General features: G+C 71.4%; 15 protein-coding genes and 1 pseudogene. 3 read left to right on the top strand and 13 right to left on the bottom strand.

What is annotated here, in order from left to right:
- From ACIQFZ_RS14755 to ACIQFZ_RS14815, 13 genes and pseudogenes are all read right to left on the bottom strand, one after another.
- On the bottom strand, positions 1-891 hold the full coding sequence (locus tag ACIQFZ_RS14755; protein ID WP_376651024.1) for an ABC transporter permease: 891 nt from the start codon (positions 889-891) through the stop codon (positions 1-3).
- On the bottom strand, positions 878-1657 hold the full coding sequence (locus tag ACIQFZ_RS14760) for an ABC transporter ATP-binding protein (RefSeq protein WP_402691357.1): 780 nt from the start codon (positions 1655-1657) through the stop codon (positions 878-880). Before ACIQFZ_RS14760 ends, ACIQFZ_RS14755 begins: the two co-directional genes overlap by 14 nt.
- 36 nt (positions 1658-1693) lie before the next feature.
- Positions 1694-2842, bottom strand: coding sequence for an aliphatic sulfonate ABC transporter substrate-binding protein (locus ACIQFZ_RS14765; protein ID WP_402691358.1), 1149 nt, complete (start codon positions 2840-2842; stop codon positions 1694-1696).
- A gap of 225 nt (positions 2843-3067) precedes the next feature.
- Positions 3068-4402: a GTP-binding protein gene (locus ACIQFZ_RS14770; protein ID WP_365424114.1), complete on the bottom strand. Its 1335-nt coding sequence runs from the start codon at positions 4400-4402 to the stop codon at positions 3068-3070.
- A 2-nt stretch (positions 4403-4404) separates the two neighbouring features.
- Positions 4405-5349: a sulfate adenylyltransferase subunit CysD gene (gene cysD, locus ACIQFZ_RS14775; protein WP_402691359.1), complete on the bottom strand. Its 945-nt coding sequence runs from the start codon at positions 5347-5349 to the stop codon at positions 4405-4407.
- Positions 5346-5927 (bottom strand): adenylyl-sulfate kinase, encoded by a 582-nt coding sequence (cysC, locus tag ACIQFZ_RS14780; protein WP_365424108.1) that lies wholly within the window; start codon positions 5925-5927, stop codon positions 5346-5348. The genes cysD and cysC overlap by 4 nt, the downstream gene beginning before the upstream one ends.
- A gap of 3 nt (positions 5928-5930) precedes the next feature.
- Positions 5931-6641, bottom strand: coding sequence for a phosphoadenylyl-sulfate reductase (locus ACIQFZ_RS14785; RefSeq protein ID WP_365774288.1), 711 nt, complete (start codon positions 6639-6641; stop codon positions 5931-5933).
- Positions 6638-6820 (bottom strand): hypothetical protein, encoded by a 183-nt coding sequence (locus tag ACIQFZ_RS14790; protein ID WP_402691360.1) that lies wholly within the window; start codon positions 6818-6820, stop codon positions 6638-6640. Before ACIQFZ_RS14790 ends, ACIQFZ_RS14785 begins: the two co-directional genes overlap by 4 nt.
- Positions 6817-8508, bottom strand: coding sequence for a nitrite/sulfite reductase (locus tag ACIQFZ_RS14795; RefSeq protein WP_402691361.1), 1692 nt, complete (start codon positions 8506-8508; stop codon positions 6817-6819). Before ACIQFZ_RS14795 ends, ACIQFZ_RS14790 begins: the two co-directional genes overlap by 4 nt.
- A 421-nt stretch (positions 8509-8929) precedes the next feature.
- On the bottom strand, positions 8930-9502 hold the full coding sequence (locus tag ACIQFZ_RS14800; protein WP_365424096.1) for a GNAT family N-acetyltransferase: 573 nt from the start codon (positions 9500-9502) through the stop codon (positions 8930-8932).
- Positions 9503-9627: 125 nt separating this feature from the next.
- Entirely contained in the window at positions 9628-10965 is a 1338-nt protein-coding gene (locus ACIQFZ_RS14805) for a hypothetical protein (protein ID WP_402691362.1), read from the bottom strand.
- Positions 10966-11197: 232 nt separating this feature from the next.
- Positions 11198-11412: pseudogene (locus tag ACIQFZ_RS14810) on the bottom strand (transcriptional regulator); the annotation flags it as partial.
- A gap of 302 nt (positions 11413-11714) precedes the next feature.
- Positions 11715-13379 carry an acyl-CoA dehydrogenase family protein gene (locus ACIQFZ_RS14815; protein WP_402691363.1) on the bottom strand — a complete coding sequence of 555 codons (1665 nt, stop codon included), beginning with the start codon at positions 13377-13379 and terminating at the stop codon, positions 11715-11717.
- A 146-nt stretch (positions 13380-13525) separates the two neighbouring features.
- Between ACIQFZ_RS14815 and ACIQFZ_RS14820 the strand changes: the two genes are divergently transcribed.
- From ACIQFZ_RS14820 to ACIQFZ_RS14830, 3 genes are all read left to right on the top strand, one after another.
- Positions 13526-14695: a YihY/virulence factor BrkB family protein gene (locus tag ACIQFZ_RS14820; protein ID WP_383058861.1), complete on the top strand. Its 1170-nt coding sequence runs from the start codon at positions 13526-13528 to the stop codon at positions 14693-14695.
- A gap of 80 nt (positions 14696-14775) precedes the next feature.
- A complete protein-coding gene (locus tag ACIQFZ_RS14825) occupies positions 14776-15429 on the top strand; it encodes a ThuA domain-containing protein (protein ID WP_383058862.1) in 654 nt (217 codons plus the stop codon).
- A 122-nt stretch (positions 15430-15551) separates the two neighbouring features.
- Positions 15552-15767, top strand: coding sequence for a PLD nuclease N-terminal domain-containing protein (locus tag ACIQFZ_RS14830; RefSeq protein WP_365424082.1), 216 nt, complete (start codon positions 15552-15554; stop codon positions 15765-15767).
- Positions 15768-15832: the final 65 nt, after the last annotated feature.

Raw genomic sequence — 15832 nt, forward strand, 5'->3', positions numbered from 1 at the left:
TCAGCTCTTCACGAGAAGACCGCGGCTGCGCAGTACCCACCGCTCCAGCGGACTGAAGATCAGCAGGTCGACGGCGATGCCGACGAACAGGATCAGGATGATGGCCTCGAACACCATGGCCATGGAGCTGGCGTTGCGGCCGTTCTCCAGCAGCGCGCCCAGGCCGATGCCCAGGTCCGGCGAGGAGGCGATGATCTCCGCCGCCATCAGCGAGCGCCAGGAGAACGCCCAGCCCTGCTTCAGACCGGCCAGATAGCCCGGCAGCGCGGCCGGCAGGACGATGTGCCAGGCGCCCCGGACACCCGTCGCGCCCATCGTGCGGCCCGCCCGCAGGAACAGCGGCGGCACCTGGTCGATGCCGGACACCAGCCCGTTGGCGATGGATGGGACCGCGCCGAGCAGGATCACCGCGTACATCATCGAGTTGTCCAGGCCCAGCCAGATCACCGCCGGCGGCACCCACGCCACCGAGGGCAGCGACTGGAGACCGGACAGGATCGGGCCGATGGCCGCGCGCACGAACTTCACCCGGGCCACCAGCAGGCCCAGCGGGGTGCCGATCGCCAGCGCGAACAGGAAGCCCAGCAGCCCGCGCGAGACGGACGTCCAGATGAAGCCGAGCAGCTTGCCCTGCAACCAGGCGTCCTTGAACTCGCCGCCGACGTCGGCGGGCGAGGGCAGCCTGCTCGGGTCGTCGACCACCTTGAAGGAGATCAGCGCCTGCCAGACCACCAGGACCACCGCGATCGCCACGACCGGTGGCAGGACCTTGTTGACCAGAGTCTGGCGCAGCGGCGTACGGCCGGCCGTGGTGGCCTCCAGGGCGTCCAGACCGGCCTCCACGTCGGCCAGTTCGGCGCCCTGGGCCGTCTTCGTCTCAGTGCTGGCCATGTCGGCGGATCTCCCCACGCAGGACTTCGGTGATCTCCAGGGACAGTTCCGCCACGGGCGCGTCCTCGATGCGGCGCGGCTGCGGAATGTCCACCGTCCACTCACGGGCCACCCGGCCCGGGCGGGAGGACAGCAGCACCACGCGCTGGGCCAGCCGCACCGCTTCGCGCACGTTGTGCGTGACGAACAGCACCGACACCCCGGTCTGCTCCCAGATCCGGGTCAGCTCGTCGTGCAGGACGTCCCGCGTGATGGCGTCGAGTGCCGCGAACGGCTCGTCCATCAGCAGCAGGTTGCTCTCCTGGGCCAGCGCGCGGGCCATCGCCACGCGCTGGCGCATCCCGCCGGACAGTTCGTGGACGCGCTTGCCGTACGCGTCCTTCAGCCGGACGAGTTCGAGCAGCTCCTCGGCCCGGCCGCGCCGCTCCGGCTTCGCCACCCCCCGCAGCCTGAGGGCGAGTTCGATGTTCTTGCCCGCGGTCAGCCAGGGGAAGAGGGCGTGCTCCTGGAACATCAGGGCGGGGCGGCCGTCCGTCGTGATGGACCCGGCGGTCGGCTGGTCCAGCCCCGCCACCAGGTTCAGCAGAGTGGACTTGCCGCAGCCCGAGGCCCCCAGGAGGGTGACGAACTCGCCCGGCGCGACATCGAGGCTGATGCCGTCCAGGACGAGCTGCTGTCCGCCCGGTCCCGCGAAGGACTTCGAGACGTTCTCGAGGCGGGCCGCGTGCTCTACGGTCTCGGCGGCCCTGGCGAGGGTCGTGGCCATGGTCGTCACCTCCTGGGAACTCTTCGGCTACGGGCTTTACTCGGCGCCGAGACCGGCGTCGCTGACGGTCGGCTCGCCCGCGGCCTTCAGGACCTTGTTCAGCGGGGCGAGGTCGTAGATGCCGGCCAGCTTCGGGCTCTGCAGCAGGCCCGCCTTGACCGCGTGCTGCGCCTGGGCGTCGAGGGTCGAGGCCAGCGGGTCGTCGATGATCTGGATGGACTTCCACGCCGGGTCCAGGACGTTCTCCGGCAGTTCCTTGCCGGAGTCGACCCCCAGTTGCCTGTTCGCCGCGGCCTTCGCCTCATCCGGGTTGGCGTTGATCCACTTGTTGGTGTCCACGGAGGCCTTCAGTACCGCCTCCACGGCCTTCGGGTGCTCCTCGAGGAACTTCTGCGACACGATGATGTTCGTGATCACGAACTTCTTGTCGGGCCACAGCGACGACTCGTCCAGCAGCACCTTGGCACCCTCGGCGACCAGCTTGGACGCGGTCGGCTCCGGCACCCAGGCGCCGTCGATGGAGCCGGACTTGTAGGCGTCCGGGGTGATCTTGTTGTCGGTGCGGACCACGGAGACGTCGCCCTTGCCGCTCTGTGCGTCGACCTTCCAGCCCTGTTCCGCGATCCAGTTGAGGAACGCCACGTCCTGCGTGTTGCCGAGCTGCGGGGTCGCGATCTTCTTGCCCTTGACGTCCTTCAGGGACTTGATCTTCTTCGGGTCGACCACGAGCTTGACCCCGCCGGAGGCCGAACCGCCGATGATGCGCAGGCTCTTGCCGCCCGACTTGGTGTAGCCGTTGATCGCCGGGGACGGGCCGATCCAGCCGATGTCGACGGAGCCGGAGTTGAGGGCCTCGATCTCGGACGGGCCGGCGTTGAAGACCGACGGCTTGACGACCGTGGCGCCCAGCTCCTTCTGGAAGAAGCCCTTGTTCACGCCGACGAGCGCGGTCGCGTGCGTCAGATTGCCGAAGTAGCCGATCCTGACCGAGTCGAGACCGTCGGTCTTCTCGGCCCCGGCGGCCACCTTCTGCTGGGCGCCGTCGTCGTCGGCCTGGGAGCCGTAGCCGCAGGCGGCGAGTGTGAGCAGGGGCAGGGCGGCGACCACGGCGAGGCCGCGGCGGAGTACGGGCGTGCGGGTGCCCCCGGTCGGGCGGTCGCGGAACGGGGGAAGGTTGGCTGGCACGGGAGGCTGTCCTCTCGCAGGCCCGGCGGTCACGCCCGTCAGGTCGTGGCCGGGAGGTCGGCAGGTCTTCTTCTACGCGGGGGGTGGGGGGTGAGGGCGCGCGTGCGGTGCGCGTACGTCAGCGCGCACATCGGGCCACTCCGCCCTGTCCGCTGCCGAGGGCGCCGCTGCCGACCCGGCCGCCCTCCTTGGCGAACGTCGAGTAGAAGTCGGGGGAGTTCATGGTCAGAAGTCCCAGCCGTCCTCGTCCGCCGCGTCCTTGACCGGTACCGGCGAGGCAAAGGACTCGCCGACCATGCCCGCGGTGAGCGTGGTGCCGTCGGAGGGGTCGATCAGGATGAACGAGCCGGTGCGCCGCGAGTCGGCGTAGGAGTCGACCGGCAGCGGCTCGGCGGTGCGGATCTTCACCCGGCCGATGTCGTTGGCGACGAGCTGCCCGGGGTGCGGGTGCAGGGACAGGTCGTCCAGGGTGAGCCGGGACGGGATGTCCTTGACGATCGCCTTGACCGTGCGGGTGCCGTGCTTGAGCAGCACCCGGTGGCCGACGGTCAGCGGCTGGTCGGCGACGTGGCAGACGGTCGCCTCCACGTCCTGGGTGGTGGCGGGCGCGTCCTTGCTCGGTACGATCAGGTCGCCGCGCGAGACGTCGATGTCGTCCCGGAGCAGGACCGTCACCGACTGTGCCGTCCAGGCCACGTCGACCGGCTCGCCGAGCAGGTCGAGGCCGGAGATCCGGCTGGTGCGGCCGGACGGCAGCACCGTGACCTCGTCGCCGACCCGGAAGCTGCCGGCGGCGATCTGGCCGGCGTAGCCGCGGTAGTCGGGGTGCTCGGCGGTCTGCGGCCGGATCACGTACTGCACGGGCAGCCGTGCGTGGCAGTGCGCCAGGTCGTGGCTGACCGGGACCGTCTCCAGGTGCTCCAGGACGGTCGGGCCGCCGTACCAGTCCATGGTCGAGGAAGGCTCCACCACGTTGTCTCCGACCAGCGCCGAGATCGGGATCGCGGTGACCTCGGGCACGCCCAGTTCGGTGGCGTACGCCGTGAACTCCTCGGCGATCGCGGCGAACACGGACTCCCGGTAGTCGACCAGGTCCATCTTGTTCACGGCCAGGACCACGTGCGGCACGCGCAGCAGCGCGGCGATCGCCGCGTGCCGGCGGGTCTGCTCCACCACGCCGTTGCGGGCATCCACCAGGATCACCGTCAGCTCGGCGGTGGACGCGCCGGTGACCATGTTCCGCGTGTACTGCACATGGCCCGGCGTGTCGGCGAGGATGAACCGGCGGCGCGGGGTGGCGAAGTAGCGGTAGGCCACGTCGATGGTGATGCCCTGCTCGCGCTCGGCGCGCAGCCCGTCCGTCAGCAGCGCGAGGTCCGGGGCCTGCTGGCCGCGGCTCGCGGAGGCGCGCTCCACGGCCTCCAACTGGTCGGCGAGGACCGACTTGGAGTCGTGCAGCAGCCGGCCCACCAGGGTGGACTTGCCGTCGTCGACGGAGCCGGCGGTGGCGAACCGCAGCAGGGTGGTGGCCGCCAGGTCCGTGGTCGTGGTCGTGGTCATCTCTAGAAGTACCCCTCGCGCTTGCGGTCTTCCATCGCGGCCTCGGACAGCTTGTCGTCGGCCCGGGTGGCGCCGCGCTCGGTGAGACGCGAGGCGGCGATCTCGGTGATCACCTTCTCGATGGTGTCGGCGTCGGAGTCCACGGCGCCGGTGCACGACATGTCGCCGACGGTGCGGTAGCGCACGAGCCGCTTCTCCACGTCCTCGCCGTCCTTGGGGCCGCCCCAGTCGCCGGCGGTCAGCCACATGCCGTCGCGCCGGAAGACCTCGCGCGTGTGGGCGTAGTAGATCCCGGGCAGTTCGATGCCCTCGCGGGCGATGTACTGCCACACGTCCAACTCGGTCCAGTTGGACAGCGGGAACACGCGGACGTGCTCGCCGGGCGCGTGCCGGCCGTTGTAGAGGTTCCACAGCTCGGGCCGCTGACGGCGCGGGTCCCACTGGGAGAACTCGTCCCGCAGCGAGAACACCCGCTCCTTGGCGCGGGCCTTCTCCTCGTCGCGGCGGCCGCCGCCGAAGACCGCGTCGAACCGCTCGGACTGGATCTTCTCGGTCAGCGGGAGGGTCTGGAGCGGGTTGCGGGTGCCGTCCGGGCGCTCCTTGAGGACGCCCCGGTCGATGTAGTCCTGCACGGAGGCGACGTGCAGCCGCAGGCCGTGCCCGGCCACCGTGCGATCGCGGTAGTCGAGGACCTCGGGGAAGTTGTGCCCGGTGTCCACGTGCAGCAGCGAGAAGGGGACCGCGGTGGGCCGGAACGCCTTCAGCGCCAGGTGCAGCATGACGATGGAGTCCTTGCCCCCGGAGAACAGGATCACCGGGTTCTCGAACTCGCCCGCCACCTCGCGGAAGATGTGCACCGCCTCGGATTCCAGCGCGTCCAGGTGGGAGAGGGCGTACGGACTGCCCGTCCCCTCGTCGTCCGCCTTGGTCTTGGCGACGGTCGTCATGCCAGTCCCCTTTCGCTGAGCAGCGTGTGCACGGAAGCCGCCGACTCCCGGACCGTCTGGTGCTGCGACTCGACGCGCAGGTCCGGCGACAGGGGCTCCTCGTACGGGTCGTCGACGCCCGTCAGTCCCGTCAGTTCGCCCGCGGCCTGCTTGGCGTACAGACCCTTCACATCGCGTACGGAGCACACCTCGACCGGGGTGGCCACGTGCACCTCCAGGTACGCCGTGCCGTTCTTCGCGTGCCAGTCGCGCACCGCGTCGCGGCTGTCGGTGTACGGCGCGATCACCGGGACCAGCGCCTTGACGCCGTTGCGGGCGAGCAGTTCGGCGACGAAGCCGATGCGCCGCACGTTGGTGTGCCGGTCCGCGCGGCTGAAGCCGAGGCCTGCGGAGAGGAACTCGCGGATCTCGTCGCCGTCGAGCACCTCGACACGATGGCCCTCCGCACGCAGCCGCCCGGCCAGTTCGTGCGCGATGGTGGTCTTGCCGGCGCTCGGCAGACCCGTGAGCCAGACGGTGGCTCCGGTCGTCACGTGTGTCTCCCTGTGTCTGGAAGCGGTCGTGGAAAGCACGCTCATGGGTCAGCCGTGCAGTCCGCACTCGGTCTTGGCACTGCCCGCCCAGCGGCCGGCGCGCGCGTCCTCGCCCTCCAGCAGGCGCCGGGTGCAGGGCGCGCAGCCCACGGAGCCGTAGCCGTCCATCAGCAACGGGTTGGTCAGGACGCCGTGTTCGGCGACGTAGGCGTCCACGTCGTCCTGGGTCCAGCGGGCGATCGGGGAGACCTTGACCTTCCGCCGCTTCTCGTCCCAGCCGACGACCGGGGTGTTCGCCCGGGTCGGGGACTCGTCGCGGCGCAGCCCGGTCGCCCACGCCGTGTAGCCCTTCAGGCCCTCCTCCAGCGGCCGCACCTTGCGCAACCGGCAGCACAGGTCCGGATCGCGGTCGTGCAGCTTCGGGCCGTACTCGGCGTCCTGCTCTGCGACCGTCTGCTCCGGGGTGAGGGTGATGACGTGGACGTCCATCACGGCCTCGACCGCGTCGCGGGTGCCGATGGTCTCCGGGAAGTGGTAGCCGGTGTCGAGGAACACCACGTCCACGCCCGGCATCGCGCGGGAGGCGAGGTGGGCGACCACCGCGTCCTCCATGGACGAGGTGATGCAGAACCGGCGGCCGAAGGTGTCGGCCGCCCACTGGAGGATCTCCAGCGCGGAGGCGTCCTCCAGGTCGCGGCCCGCCTGTTCGGCCAGTGCCTTCAACCCGGCTTCCACGCCTGCTTCCGGAGTCGTGGTCATATCCCGTCGTCCCCTTCGTGGCCGGCTCGCCCGACGCCCCGGGCGAGCAGCCCGAGGAACTTCAGCCGGAAGGCCCGGTTGCATCCCGCGCACTCCCAGGCGCCGTGGCCCTCCTCGCTGGGGCGGAGGTCCTCCTCCCCGCAGTACGGGCAGTAGAAGGGGGCGGCCCGCTCGCTCATGACAGCTCCTCCTCGGACGCCCGCGCGGCCCAGGTGGCGAACCGCTCGCCGTCCTCGCGCTGCTCCTGGTAGCGGGTCAGGACCCGCTCGATGTAGTCGGGCAGTTCCCGCGCCGTCACCTTGAGTCCGCGCACCTTGCGGCCGAAGCCGGGCTCCAGGCCGAGCGCGCCGCCCAGGTGCACCTGGTAGCCCTCGACCTGCTCGCCCCGGTCGTCGACGACCAGTTGGCCCTTGAGGCCGATGTCCGCCACCTGGATGCGGGCGCAGGCGTTGGGGCAGCCGTTGAGGTTGATGGTGATCGGCTCGTCGAAGTCCGGCAGCCGGCGCTCGAGTTCGTCGATCAGCGTGGCGCCGCGCGCCTTGGTTTCGACGATGGCGAGCTTGCAGAACTCGATGCCGGTGCAGGCCATGGTGCCGCGCCGGAACGTGGACGGCCGGGCGGTGAGGTCCAGGGCCTCCAGACCGGCGACCAGGGAGTCGACCTGGCCCTCCTCGACATCGAGGATGATCATCTTCTGCTCGACGGTGGTACGGACCCGCCCCGAGCCGTGCGCCTCGGCCAGCTCGGCGATCTTCGTCAGGGTGGCGCCGTCGATGCGGCCGACCCGCGGGGCGAAACCGACGTAGTGGCGGCCGTCCTTCTGCCGGTGCACGCCGACGTGGTCGCGCCACTGCTGGACCGGCTCCTCGGGGGCGGGCCCGTCGACGAGCTTGCGCTTCAGGTACTCGTCCTCCAGCACCTGACGGAACCTCTCCGCGCCCCAGTCGGCGACCAGGAACTTCAGCCGGGCCCGGTTGCGCAGCCGCCGGTAGCCGTAGTCACGGAAGATCGACAGGACGCCCTCGTAGACGTCCGGGACCTCCTCCAGCGGCACCCAGGCGCCCAGCCGCACGCCCAGCTTGGGGTTGGTGGACAGGCCGCCGCCGACCCACAGGTCGAAGCCGGGCCCGTGCTCGGGGTGGCGCACGCCCACGAACGCGACGTCGTTGATCTCGTGGACCACGTCGAGCAGCGGGGAGCCGGAGATGGCCGTCTTGAACTTCCGGGGGAGGTTCGAGTACGCCTTGTTGCCCAGGACCCGGCGCTGCATCTCCTCCAGCGCCGGGGTGCCGTCGACGATCTCGTCCTCGGCGATGCCGGCGACGGGGGAGCCGATCATCACGCGCGGGGTGTCGCCGCAGGCGGTGACCGTGGACAGGCCGACGGCCTCCAGGCGGTTCCAGATCTCCGGCACGTCCTCGATCCGGATCCAGTGGTACTGGATGTTCTGCCGGTCGGTGATGTCGGCGGTGCCGCGCGCGAACTCCTGCGAGACCTCGCCGATGACCCGCAGCTGCCGGGTGGTGAGCCGGCCGCCGTCGATGCGCACGCGCATCATGAAGTAGCGGTCGTCCAGCTCCTCCGGCTCCAGGATCGCGGTCTTGCCGCCGTCGATGCCGGGCTTGCGCTGGGTGTACAGACCCCACCACCGCATCCGGCCGCGCAGGTCGTTGGGGTCGATCGAGTCGAAACCGCGCTTGGAGTAGATCGTCTCAATGCGTGTCCGCACATTGAGACCGTCGTCGTCCTTCTTGAACTGTTCGTTGCCGTTGAGCGGGGTCAGGTGCCCCACGGCCCACTGCCCCTCGCCGCGGTGACGGCTCACCTTGCGGCGGGGCGCGGTGGGGTTCTGCGGAGACGCGGCCATGGTCGATACGTCCTTCGGGACAGCGGGAATGCGGCTCTGACCTGTGCGGGCGCAGGGCACATGGGCAGACGGGCAGGCATGCGCGTCTGTGCGCAGGTGGAAAAAGCGGGGGAAAACGAAAAACAGGGGGAAACGTAAAAGCAGAAAAACGGGAGATCGGGAAAACCGGTGGACCCGGGCCCGTGGCCGTCAGGCCACAGCGGGTGAGGTCAGCTCGCCGGACAGATGGCGCTGGACATACGGCCGTGGTCGACGTGCCGTCGGCTCACCAAGGCGACTCCAGTTCCAGACATGGTGGAAAGCCTGGCATGGCGATCTGGACAGCGTCCAGCTTCGTCCGACATGCGGACACCCCTGTCCCGGCATTCAGGACAGGGGTGTCGTTCGGCGCGTCGGCCGCGATCGTGCGTGCACCCGCAGGTCAGGCCGGGTACGCCCCCGGCCAGGGGCCCGGGGTGGCCACCTCCGCCTCCTCCTCGACCTTGGTGTCGAAGAGTTTGAAGCCACGGCGCTGGTAGTTGTCCATCGCGTACTCGCCGTCCTTGCTGCACGTGTGCAGCCACACCCGCTTCGTCGGCGTCCGCCCGGGCCAGCGGTCGGCCAGGTCCCAGGCGCGGGCGGTGCCGCTGGACAGCAGGTGGCCGCCGATGCGCCGGCCGCGGAAGGCCTCGATCAGTCCGAAGTAGACGATCTCGACGACGCCCTCGTCCTGTGCCTCCAGCTCGACGTAACCTGCCGGAGTGCCGCGGTCGTACGCCACCCATGTCTCGACACCCGGACGCTCCAGGTATTCCCGCCACTGCGCGTACGTCCAGCCCAGCCGGTCCGTCCAGCGGATGTCGCCGCCGACCGAGGCATACAGAAACCGGCTGAACTCGGGGGAGGGAACCTCGGAGCGGACGACCCGTACGTCCCCCTCGGGCACGGCGGCCTGCAGGAGGTCGGTGGGGGAGGTCTGCTCCAGGGACCAGGTGGTCACGGCGATGCTCGTCATGCCGGTCAGGGAATCATCCGCGCCGGGCTCGTGTCGATCGGGAGTGCGGGGTCTCACCCGGGACGAGCCCGTCGCCCCGGGCGCGGTTCCGGCTCGGCGACCTGGCCCGGCTCCCGTTCGACGGCCTAGCGCAGTTCCTGTTCGACCGCGGACAGCGGCAGCGCGAACAGCATTCGGCCCGACAGGGACCAGACGTCGCCGGTCTCCTGCCAGTAGGACAGGGAGCCGGTGCCGTCGCCCCAGCAGCGGTGGGTGTCCTCGGAGCCGCACTCGGCGGCCTTCGCGCCGCGCTCGTCCTGCCGCCACAGCGTGCCGTGGGTGCCCTCGTCCGCGGGGCGGCTCAGGTACCAGTCCGGTTCCGTGGACGGGCCCGGACGGTGGGACAGGACGCCCCGGACGTCCTCCGCCTTCGTCCCGTAGGCCTCGTCCGAGGCCGCCGTGCCGCCGGAGTCGGTGGCCAGCAGACCGGAGCGGACGGGGTCCCGGCTGAAGGAGTAGCGCCACAGGCGCGTGTGGCGGCCGCCGTCCGTGGGCGCGGCCTGACTCGCGACCAGGCTGGCCGGCGTGGAGCTGCGGTCCAGGGAGAGGCCGTCCGGGCAGGGCAGCGCGGAGAGGTCCGCGCCGGCCGCCCGGACGCAGTTGCCGTCGGCCGGGCGGTAGGAGGCGACCGCGGGCAGCACCCACCGGTAGCCGTGCGCCGACCAGCCGCCCGGCACCCGGCCCACCTCCTGGCCGTCGACCGTGGCGCGGTGGATGCGGCGCAGGTCGTAGACGTACAGCGCGTCGCGCTCGCCGCCGGAGGTGGTGACCAGCAGTTTGTCCCGGTACCAGACCATCCCCGACACACGCGAGACGAGCCCGCGGAAGTCGCGTCCGCCGTCGACCGGGACGGCGAGCAGGGCCCAGGTGTAGGTGAGGTGGCTGGGGTCGTCGGCGTTGACGAAGGCGACCCGGGCCAGTCCGCGGCCGTCGTCGGTGTCGTGCGTCCAGCCGGAGAGGATCACCCGGTGCGCGCCCCACCGGCCGTTGTCCTCGGCGTCCCCTGAGGTGGTCACCGACTCCGGCCGCCACCGGCGGGTGGCGGAGTCCGCGGGGTCCCAGCAGTACGCGCGCGTGGCCGCAGGCTCGACGGGCAGCGCCTTCTTCTCGTGGGCGCTGCACTCGTCCGCGTCGCGCAGCGAGCGGTCGGCGCCGCTGAGCACCGTGCCGACACCGACGGGCTGGCCCATCGCCGCGGCGAGCCGGTCGAGGGACTGCTGCGGCACCGGCTGTTCGGTCAGCCGCAGCCGGTCGAGTTCGGCGGACGAGGTGAGCGGCTTCAGGGCTCCGGGGTCGTCGGCGACGGTGGCCTGCGAGGTGCTGATCATGGTGGCGGCAGCGGTCAGCGCGAGGCCGGCCCCGGCCAGGACCGCGCGCAGCGCCCTGCCCCGTCTGCGCCTGCGGTGTCTGCCGCGCTGCTTCATACAGCCCCCTTTTCAGGGCTCGGTCCGCCTGCGGGACGCCTGTTCCGCGTACACGGGCCAACTGCTCCGGGAGGTCCGAGCGTTGACCGAGTAGCGGCTGGGGCGACCCTGGGGCGATGCTACGGCAGTCCGCCCCGCGACAGGTCGAAGACCCTGCAATTATGCGGAAGATGCCACCCGGGGGCCGAACCCTTGACCGACCGGAGCCACCGGGGTCACCCACCCGCGCCACTCACGGCACCGTGATGACACGCTCCCCTCGTACCTCCGGTGCCGCCGAGTGCGGGAGGAGGTCGGCCGGGGCGTCCGGGAGGAGCAGTTCGACGTCGGTGCCCTCGCAGAAGCGGTACGGGCGGCGCTGCGGCCGGCGCGGTGCACGGCGAGCAGGTAGAGCAATTCGGCGTGGAGCGGGCTCAGTTCGTGGGTCCAGGAGCCACATCCACCGGCGCCTTGGCCACTGAGTCCTCCCGTGAAAGGGGTCCGGGCAACCGGCTTACCCGGGGCGCCCCGGCCATGCGGTCGCGCACGGTCGCGCCCCTCCCGGCCGGCCCGCGTACCGTGCCGCCAGACCCCTGCCGGAAGGGCGCCGTCCGCTCACGCGGACGCGCAAGTTGCAACCCCTTGCAACCCTGGTGAAACAGGCCTGAGTTCCTTGAAACTTGTGCAACGCCGCCGTGTGCGGCGTATACGGCCTGGAACGGGCCTGAAGTGCGGGGGTGGTGCCGTGTCGGCGCAGCACCACCCCCGCTTCAGTGCGTGGGGCGCGCCCGTTCCACCACCGCCGCCAGGTTCAGGGTGTGCGGCAGCGCCCCGAAGGCCGCGCCCCACTCGCCGCCCAGCCGCGAGGCGCAGAACGCGTCGGCGACGTCCGGCGGCGCGAACCGCACCAGCAGCGCTCCCTGGAGCACCAGCGCCAGCCGCTCGGTCAGCCGCCGGGCCCGGGCCTCGACGCCCTCCAGATCGGCGAGTTCGGTGAGCAACTGCTTGATCGCCGCGTCCAGACGGTGGTCGGCGCCGCGCGCCAGGCCCACCTCCCGGAGGTAGGCGTCGAGCGCCCCCGGCTCCCGCGTCAGCGCCCGCAGCACGTCCAGCGCCTGTACGTTCCCGGCGCCCTCCCAGATCGAGTTGAGCGGCGACTCGCGCACGAGGCGGGGCATCCCGGACTCCTCCACGTACCCGTTGCCGCCCAGGCACTCGGAGGCCTCCACCGCCAGCGGCGCGCACCGCTTGGTGACCCAGTACTTGGCCGCCGGCACCGCGATCCGCAGCAGCGCCCGCTCCTGCTCGCCCCCGTCGTCGTAGGCGGCCGCCAGGCGCAGCGCGAGCGTCGTCGCCGCCTCCGACTCCAGCGCGAGGTCGGCCAGCACGTTGCGCATCAGCGGCTTGTCGACGAGCTTGCCGCCGAACGCCTCGCGGTGCCCGCAGTGGTGCACCGCCTGCGCCACCGCCTGCCGCATCAGCCCCGCCGAACCGAGCACGCAGTCCAGCCGGGTCGCCGCGACCATCTCGATGATGGTGCGCACCCCGCGCCCCTCCTCGCCGACCCGGCGCGCCCAGGTCCCGTCGAACTCGACCTCGGCGGAGGCGTTCGACCGGTTGCCCAGCTTGTCCTTGAGCCGCTGGATCAGGAACACGTTGCGTGTGCCGTCCGCCAGCACCCGCGGCACCAGGAAGCAGGTCAGCCCTCCCGCGTCACCTTCGGCACGGGAGGCACCTCCAGGGGCCTGCGCCAGCACCAGGAACCCGTCCGACATCGGCGCCGAGCAGAACCACTTGTGCCCGGTCAGCTCGTAGGCGCCGGCCTCGGCGAGCGGCCTGGCCACGGTGGTGGCCGCCCGTACGTCGCTGCCGCCCTGCTTCTCGGTCATCCCCATCCCGAACAGCACCCCGGCCTTCAGGTGCGCCGGCCGCAGTTCGCGCTCGTAGACCGCGGACGTCAGCCGCGGCTCCCACTCGGCGGACAACTCCGGGTCGGTGCGCAGCGCGGGCACGGCCGCGTGGGTCATCGACAGCGGGCAGCAGGTGCCGGCCTCGACCTGCGTCCACACCAGGAAGGCGGCCGCCCGCCGCACATGCCCGGCCGGACGGTTCCAGGCCGCGGTCAGCCCGGCCGAGACGCCCTTGCCGAGCAGCCGGTGCCAGGCCGGATGGAACTCGACCTCGTCGACGCGGTGGCCGTAGCGGTCGTGGGTGCGCAGCCTCGGCGGGTTCTCGTTGGCCTGCGCTCCCCACTCCTGCGCCTGGGCGGAGCCGGCGGCCCGCCCGAGCGTCGTCAGCTCCGCGCGCACCTCGTCGAGCAGCCCCGTCTCCACGTGCCGTCCGACCGCCTCGGCCAGGGCCTGATCGGCGGCGAAGACGTCGTATCCGACCAGCGGCGGCGGCTGGTTGGTCACGGTGTGCGTGCTGGGTGCCATACGACGGAACCTACCCCGCGGTACGGCACCGGGCATCACACAGCCGCGCCGTACTGCCGGGGTCCGGCGGGCCCAGTGTGTCCTGCCTGGTGGCCGGACCCCTGGCGGGTGACGGAGAGGGGAGCCGACGGAGATACCTTTGGCTCGTGCAGCAGTCAGCCAGCGAAACCCCCGACAGGCCGTCCGGCCGCCTCCACCGGGCACGAGCCCTCTACCGGAACGTATCCAAACGCAGGACCGCCTGGCTGCTGCTGAAGGACACCGTCAACTCGTGCATGGAGTACCGGATCCTGGGGTTGGCGGCCGAGGCGGCCTTCTTCTCCCTGCTGTCCGTGCCGCCCCTGCTGCTGAGCCTGATCGGACTGCTCTTCTACGTCGACTCCTGGACCGGCGCGCACACCATCGCCAGCCTGGAGCGCAACATCCTGGACGCCTCCCGCACGGTCCTGTCCGACCAGGGGGTCAAGGAGATCACCCAGCCGATCCTGCGGGACGTCATGAAGGGCGGCCGGCCCGACGTGATCTCCATCGGGTTCGTGTTCGCCCTGTGGTCGGGCTCGCGCGCGGTGAACGTCTTCATCGAAACCATCACCGTCATGTACGGCCTCGACGGCGTGCGCGGCATCGTCAAGACCCGGCTGCTGGCCTTCGGTCTGTTCATCGTGGCCCTGCTGATCGGCTCGATCGCGCTGCCGCTGATGGTGGCCGGCCCGGACGCGGTGGTGCGGATCGTGCCGTGGTCGACGACGCTCGTGCAGATCCTGTACTGGCCGGTCGTGATCGTGCTGTCCGTCGTGTTCCTGACCACGCTGTACCACGTGTCCGTGCCGGTGCGCTCCGCGTGGATCGAGGACGTGCCCGGCGCCCTGGTCGCCCTCGCCATGTGGGTGGTGTGCAGCTTCCTGCTGCGCATCTACCTCACCAGCACCGTGGAGGGCCCGACCATCTACGGCTCACTCGCCGCGCCGGTCGCCGTGCTGCTGTGGATCGGTGTGTCCGCTTTCGCCGTGCTCGTCGGGGCGGCGGTCAACGCCGCCATCGACCGGGTCTGGCCGGCCGCCGCCACGGCCCTGGCCCGCGCCGCCAACGAGCGGGTGCGCGAGGCGCAGATCGCCGAGTACGTCGCCCGCTCCGCCGCGACCCGCGAGAACGAGCCCGACGACCCGGAGGACCCCGACATGCCCGCCGAGTTCCCCGAGCGGTGGTCGCGCTTCCTGCCCCCGGAGGACGTGACGGCACGGCTGCGGGCCCATGTGAAGACCACCCATGCGCGGAGCCCGCACAAGGACGACCAGAACGGCTCGTCGAAGGAGTGACCGGACGCCGGGCTGCCCCGCCGCCCGGGGCCTCCCGCGACCTCCCGTCCGGGCCCGGTGGCGGCGTAGGGTCGTCCGCCATGGACCGCCGACTCCTCGTCCACACCCGCACCGCCGACTACCGCCACGACTCCATCCCGGACGCCGTCGCCGCGCTGCGGGCCCTCGACGGTTTCCAGGTCGAGCACACCGAGGACCCCGAGGCCCTCGCCCGGCCCCTGGAGCGGTACGCCGCCGTCGTCTTCCTCTCCACCAGCGGCGAGGTGCTCACCCCGGCCGGCCGGGAGCGCCTCGCCGCGTACGTCGAGCGGGGCGGCGGGTTCGTCGGTGTGCACGCGGCGGCCTGTACGGAGTACGACTGGCCGTACTACGGCGAACTGCTCGGCGCCCGGTTCGCCCGGCACCCGGAGTACCAGCCGGGCCGAGTCCTGGTCGAGGACCCCGATCATCCGGCCACCCGGCACCTGCCCGCCGAGTGGGCCTTCACCGACGAGTGGTACGACTTCCGCACCAACCCGCGCGGCACCGTACGGGTCCTGGCGCGCGCCGACGAGTCGTCGTACCGCGGCGGGGGCATGGGCCCCGACCACCCCCTGGTGTGGTGCCGCGAACAGGGCCGGGGCCGCGTCTTCTACACGGCCCTCGGCCACGCCTCCGAGGCCTACGCGGACCCGGACTTCCGGGCCCATCTGCGCGGCGGGATCGAGTGGGCGGCAGGGTCCGTCGCCGGGTGAGGTCCGGCCCGGGACGCTACGGCCGCAGCCACCGTTTTCCTTGCTGAGGTGGATCATTACTGGTACCGATCCGGTATCCCGCCCATGACCACCACGTCCGTCCCTCGAGAAGGAGACCTCCTGTGCTCGCCGACTCCTTCCCCGCGTCGTCCCCCACCCCGTGGATGGCGATCGTGCCGCTGGTGGCGCTCGTCCCCGCCGTCTACTGCATGATCGACATCTCGCGCCACCCCGACACCAGGCAGCTCTCGCCCCTGGCGTGGCTGGCCGTCTGCGCCTTCGGCAACGTGATCGGCCTGGTCGCCTACCTCAGGTTCGGCCGCAGCGAGAACCGCTAGCGCTCCACCGCACTTCCACCGGACGGCGGTACCGGCATCCCGCGCCCGGAATACCGGAAGACGGC

It is taken from the genome of Streptomyces sp. NPDC093064 (assembly GCF_044754605.1).
GTDB lineage: Bacteria > Actinomycetota > Actinomycetes > Streptomycetales > Streptomycetaceae > Streptomyces.

Excerpts from the sequence above, each read along its gene's own strand:
- ACIQFZ_RS14790 (WP_402691360.1), bottom strand. The coding sequence starts at position 6,820 with ATGAGCGAGCGGGCCGCCCCCTTCTACTGCCCGTACTGCGGGGAGGAG.
- ACIQFZ_RS14815 (WP_402691363.1), bottom strand. The coding sequence starts at position 13,379 with ATGGCACCCAGCACGCACACCGTGACCAACCAGCCGCCGCCGCTGGTC.
- ACIQFZ_RS14760 (WP_402691357.1), bottom strand. The coding sequence starts at position 1,657 with ATGGCCACGACCCTCGCCAGGGCCGCCGAGACCGTAGAGCACGCGGCC.
- ACIQFZ_RS14800 (WP_365424096.1), bottom strand. The coding sequence starts at position 9,502 with ATGACGAGCATCGCCGTGACCACCTGGTCCCTGGAGCAGACCTCCCCC.
- ACIQFZ_RS14785 (WP_365774288.1), bottom strand. The coding sequence starts at position 6,641 with ATGACCACGACTCCGGAAGCAGGCGTGGAAGCCGGGTTGAAGGCACTG.
- cysC (WP_365424108.1), bottom strand. The coding sequence starts at position 5,927 with ATGAGCGTGCTTTCCACGACCGCTTCCAGACACAGGGAGACACACGTG.
- ACIQFZ_RS14805 (WP_402691362.1), bottom strand. The coding sequence starts at position 10,965 with ATGAAGCAGCGCGGCAGACACCGCAGGCGCAGACGGGGCAGGGCGCTG.
- ACIQFZ_RS14795 (WP_402691361.1), bottom strand. The coding sequence starts at position 8,508 with ATGGCCGCGTCTCCGCAGAACCCCACCGCGCCCCGCCGCAAGGTGAGC.
- cysD (WP_402691359.1), bottom strand. The coding sequence starts at position 5,349 with ATGACGACCGTCGCCAAGACCAAGGCGGACGACGAGGGGACGGGCAGT.
- ACIQFZ_RS14825 (WP_383058862.1), top strand. The coding sequence starts at position 14,776 with ATGGACCGCCGACTCCTCGTCCACACCCGCACCGCCGACTACCGCCAC.
- ACIQFZ_RS14770 (WP_365424114.1), bottom strand. The coding sequence starts at position 4,402 with ATGACCACGACCACGACCACGGACCTGGCGGCCACCACCCTGCTGCGG.
- ACIQFZ_RS14755 (WP_376651024.1), bottom strand. The coding sequence starts at position 891 with ATGGCCAGCACTGAGACGAAGACGGCCCAGGGCGCCGAACTGGCCGAC.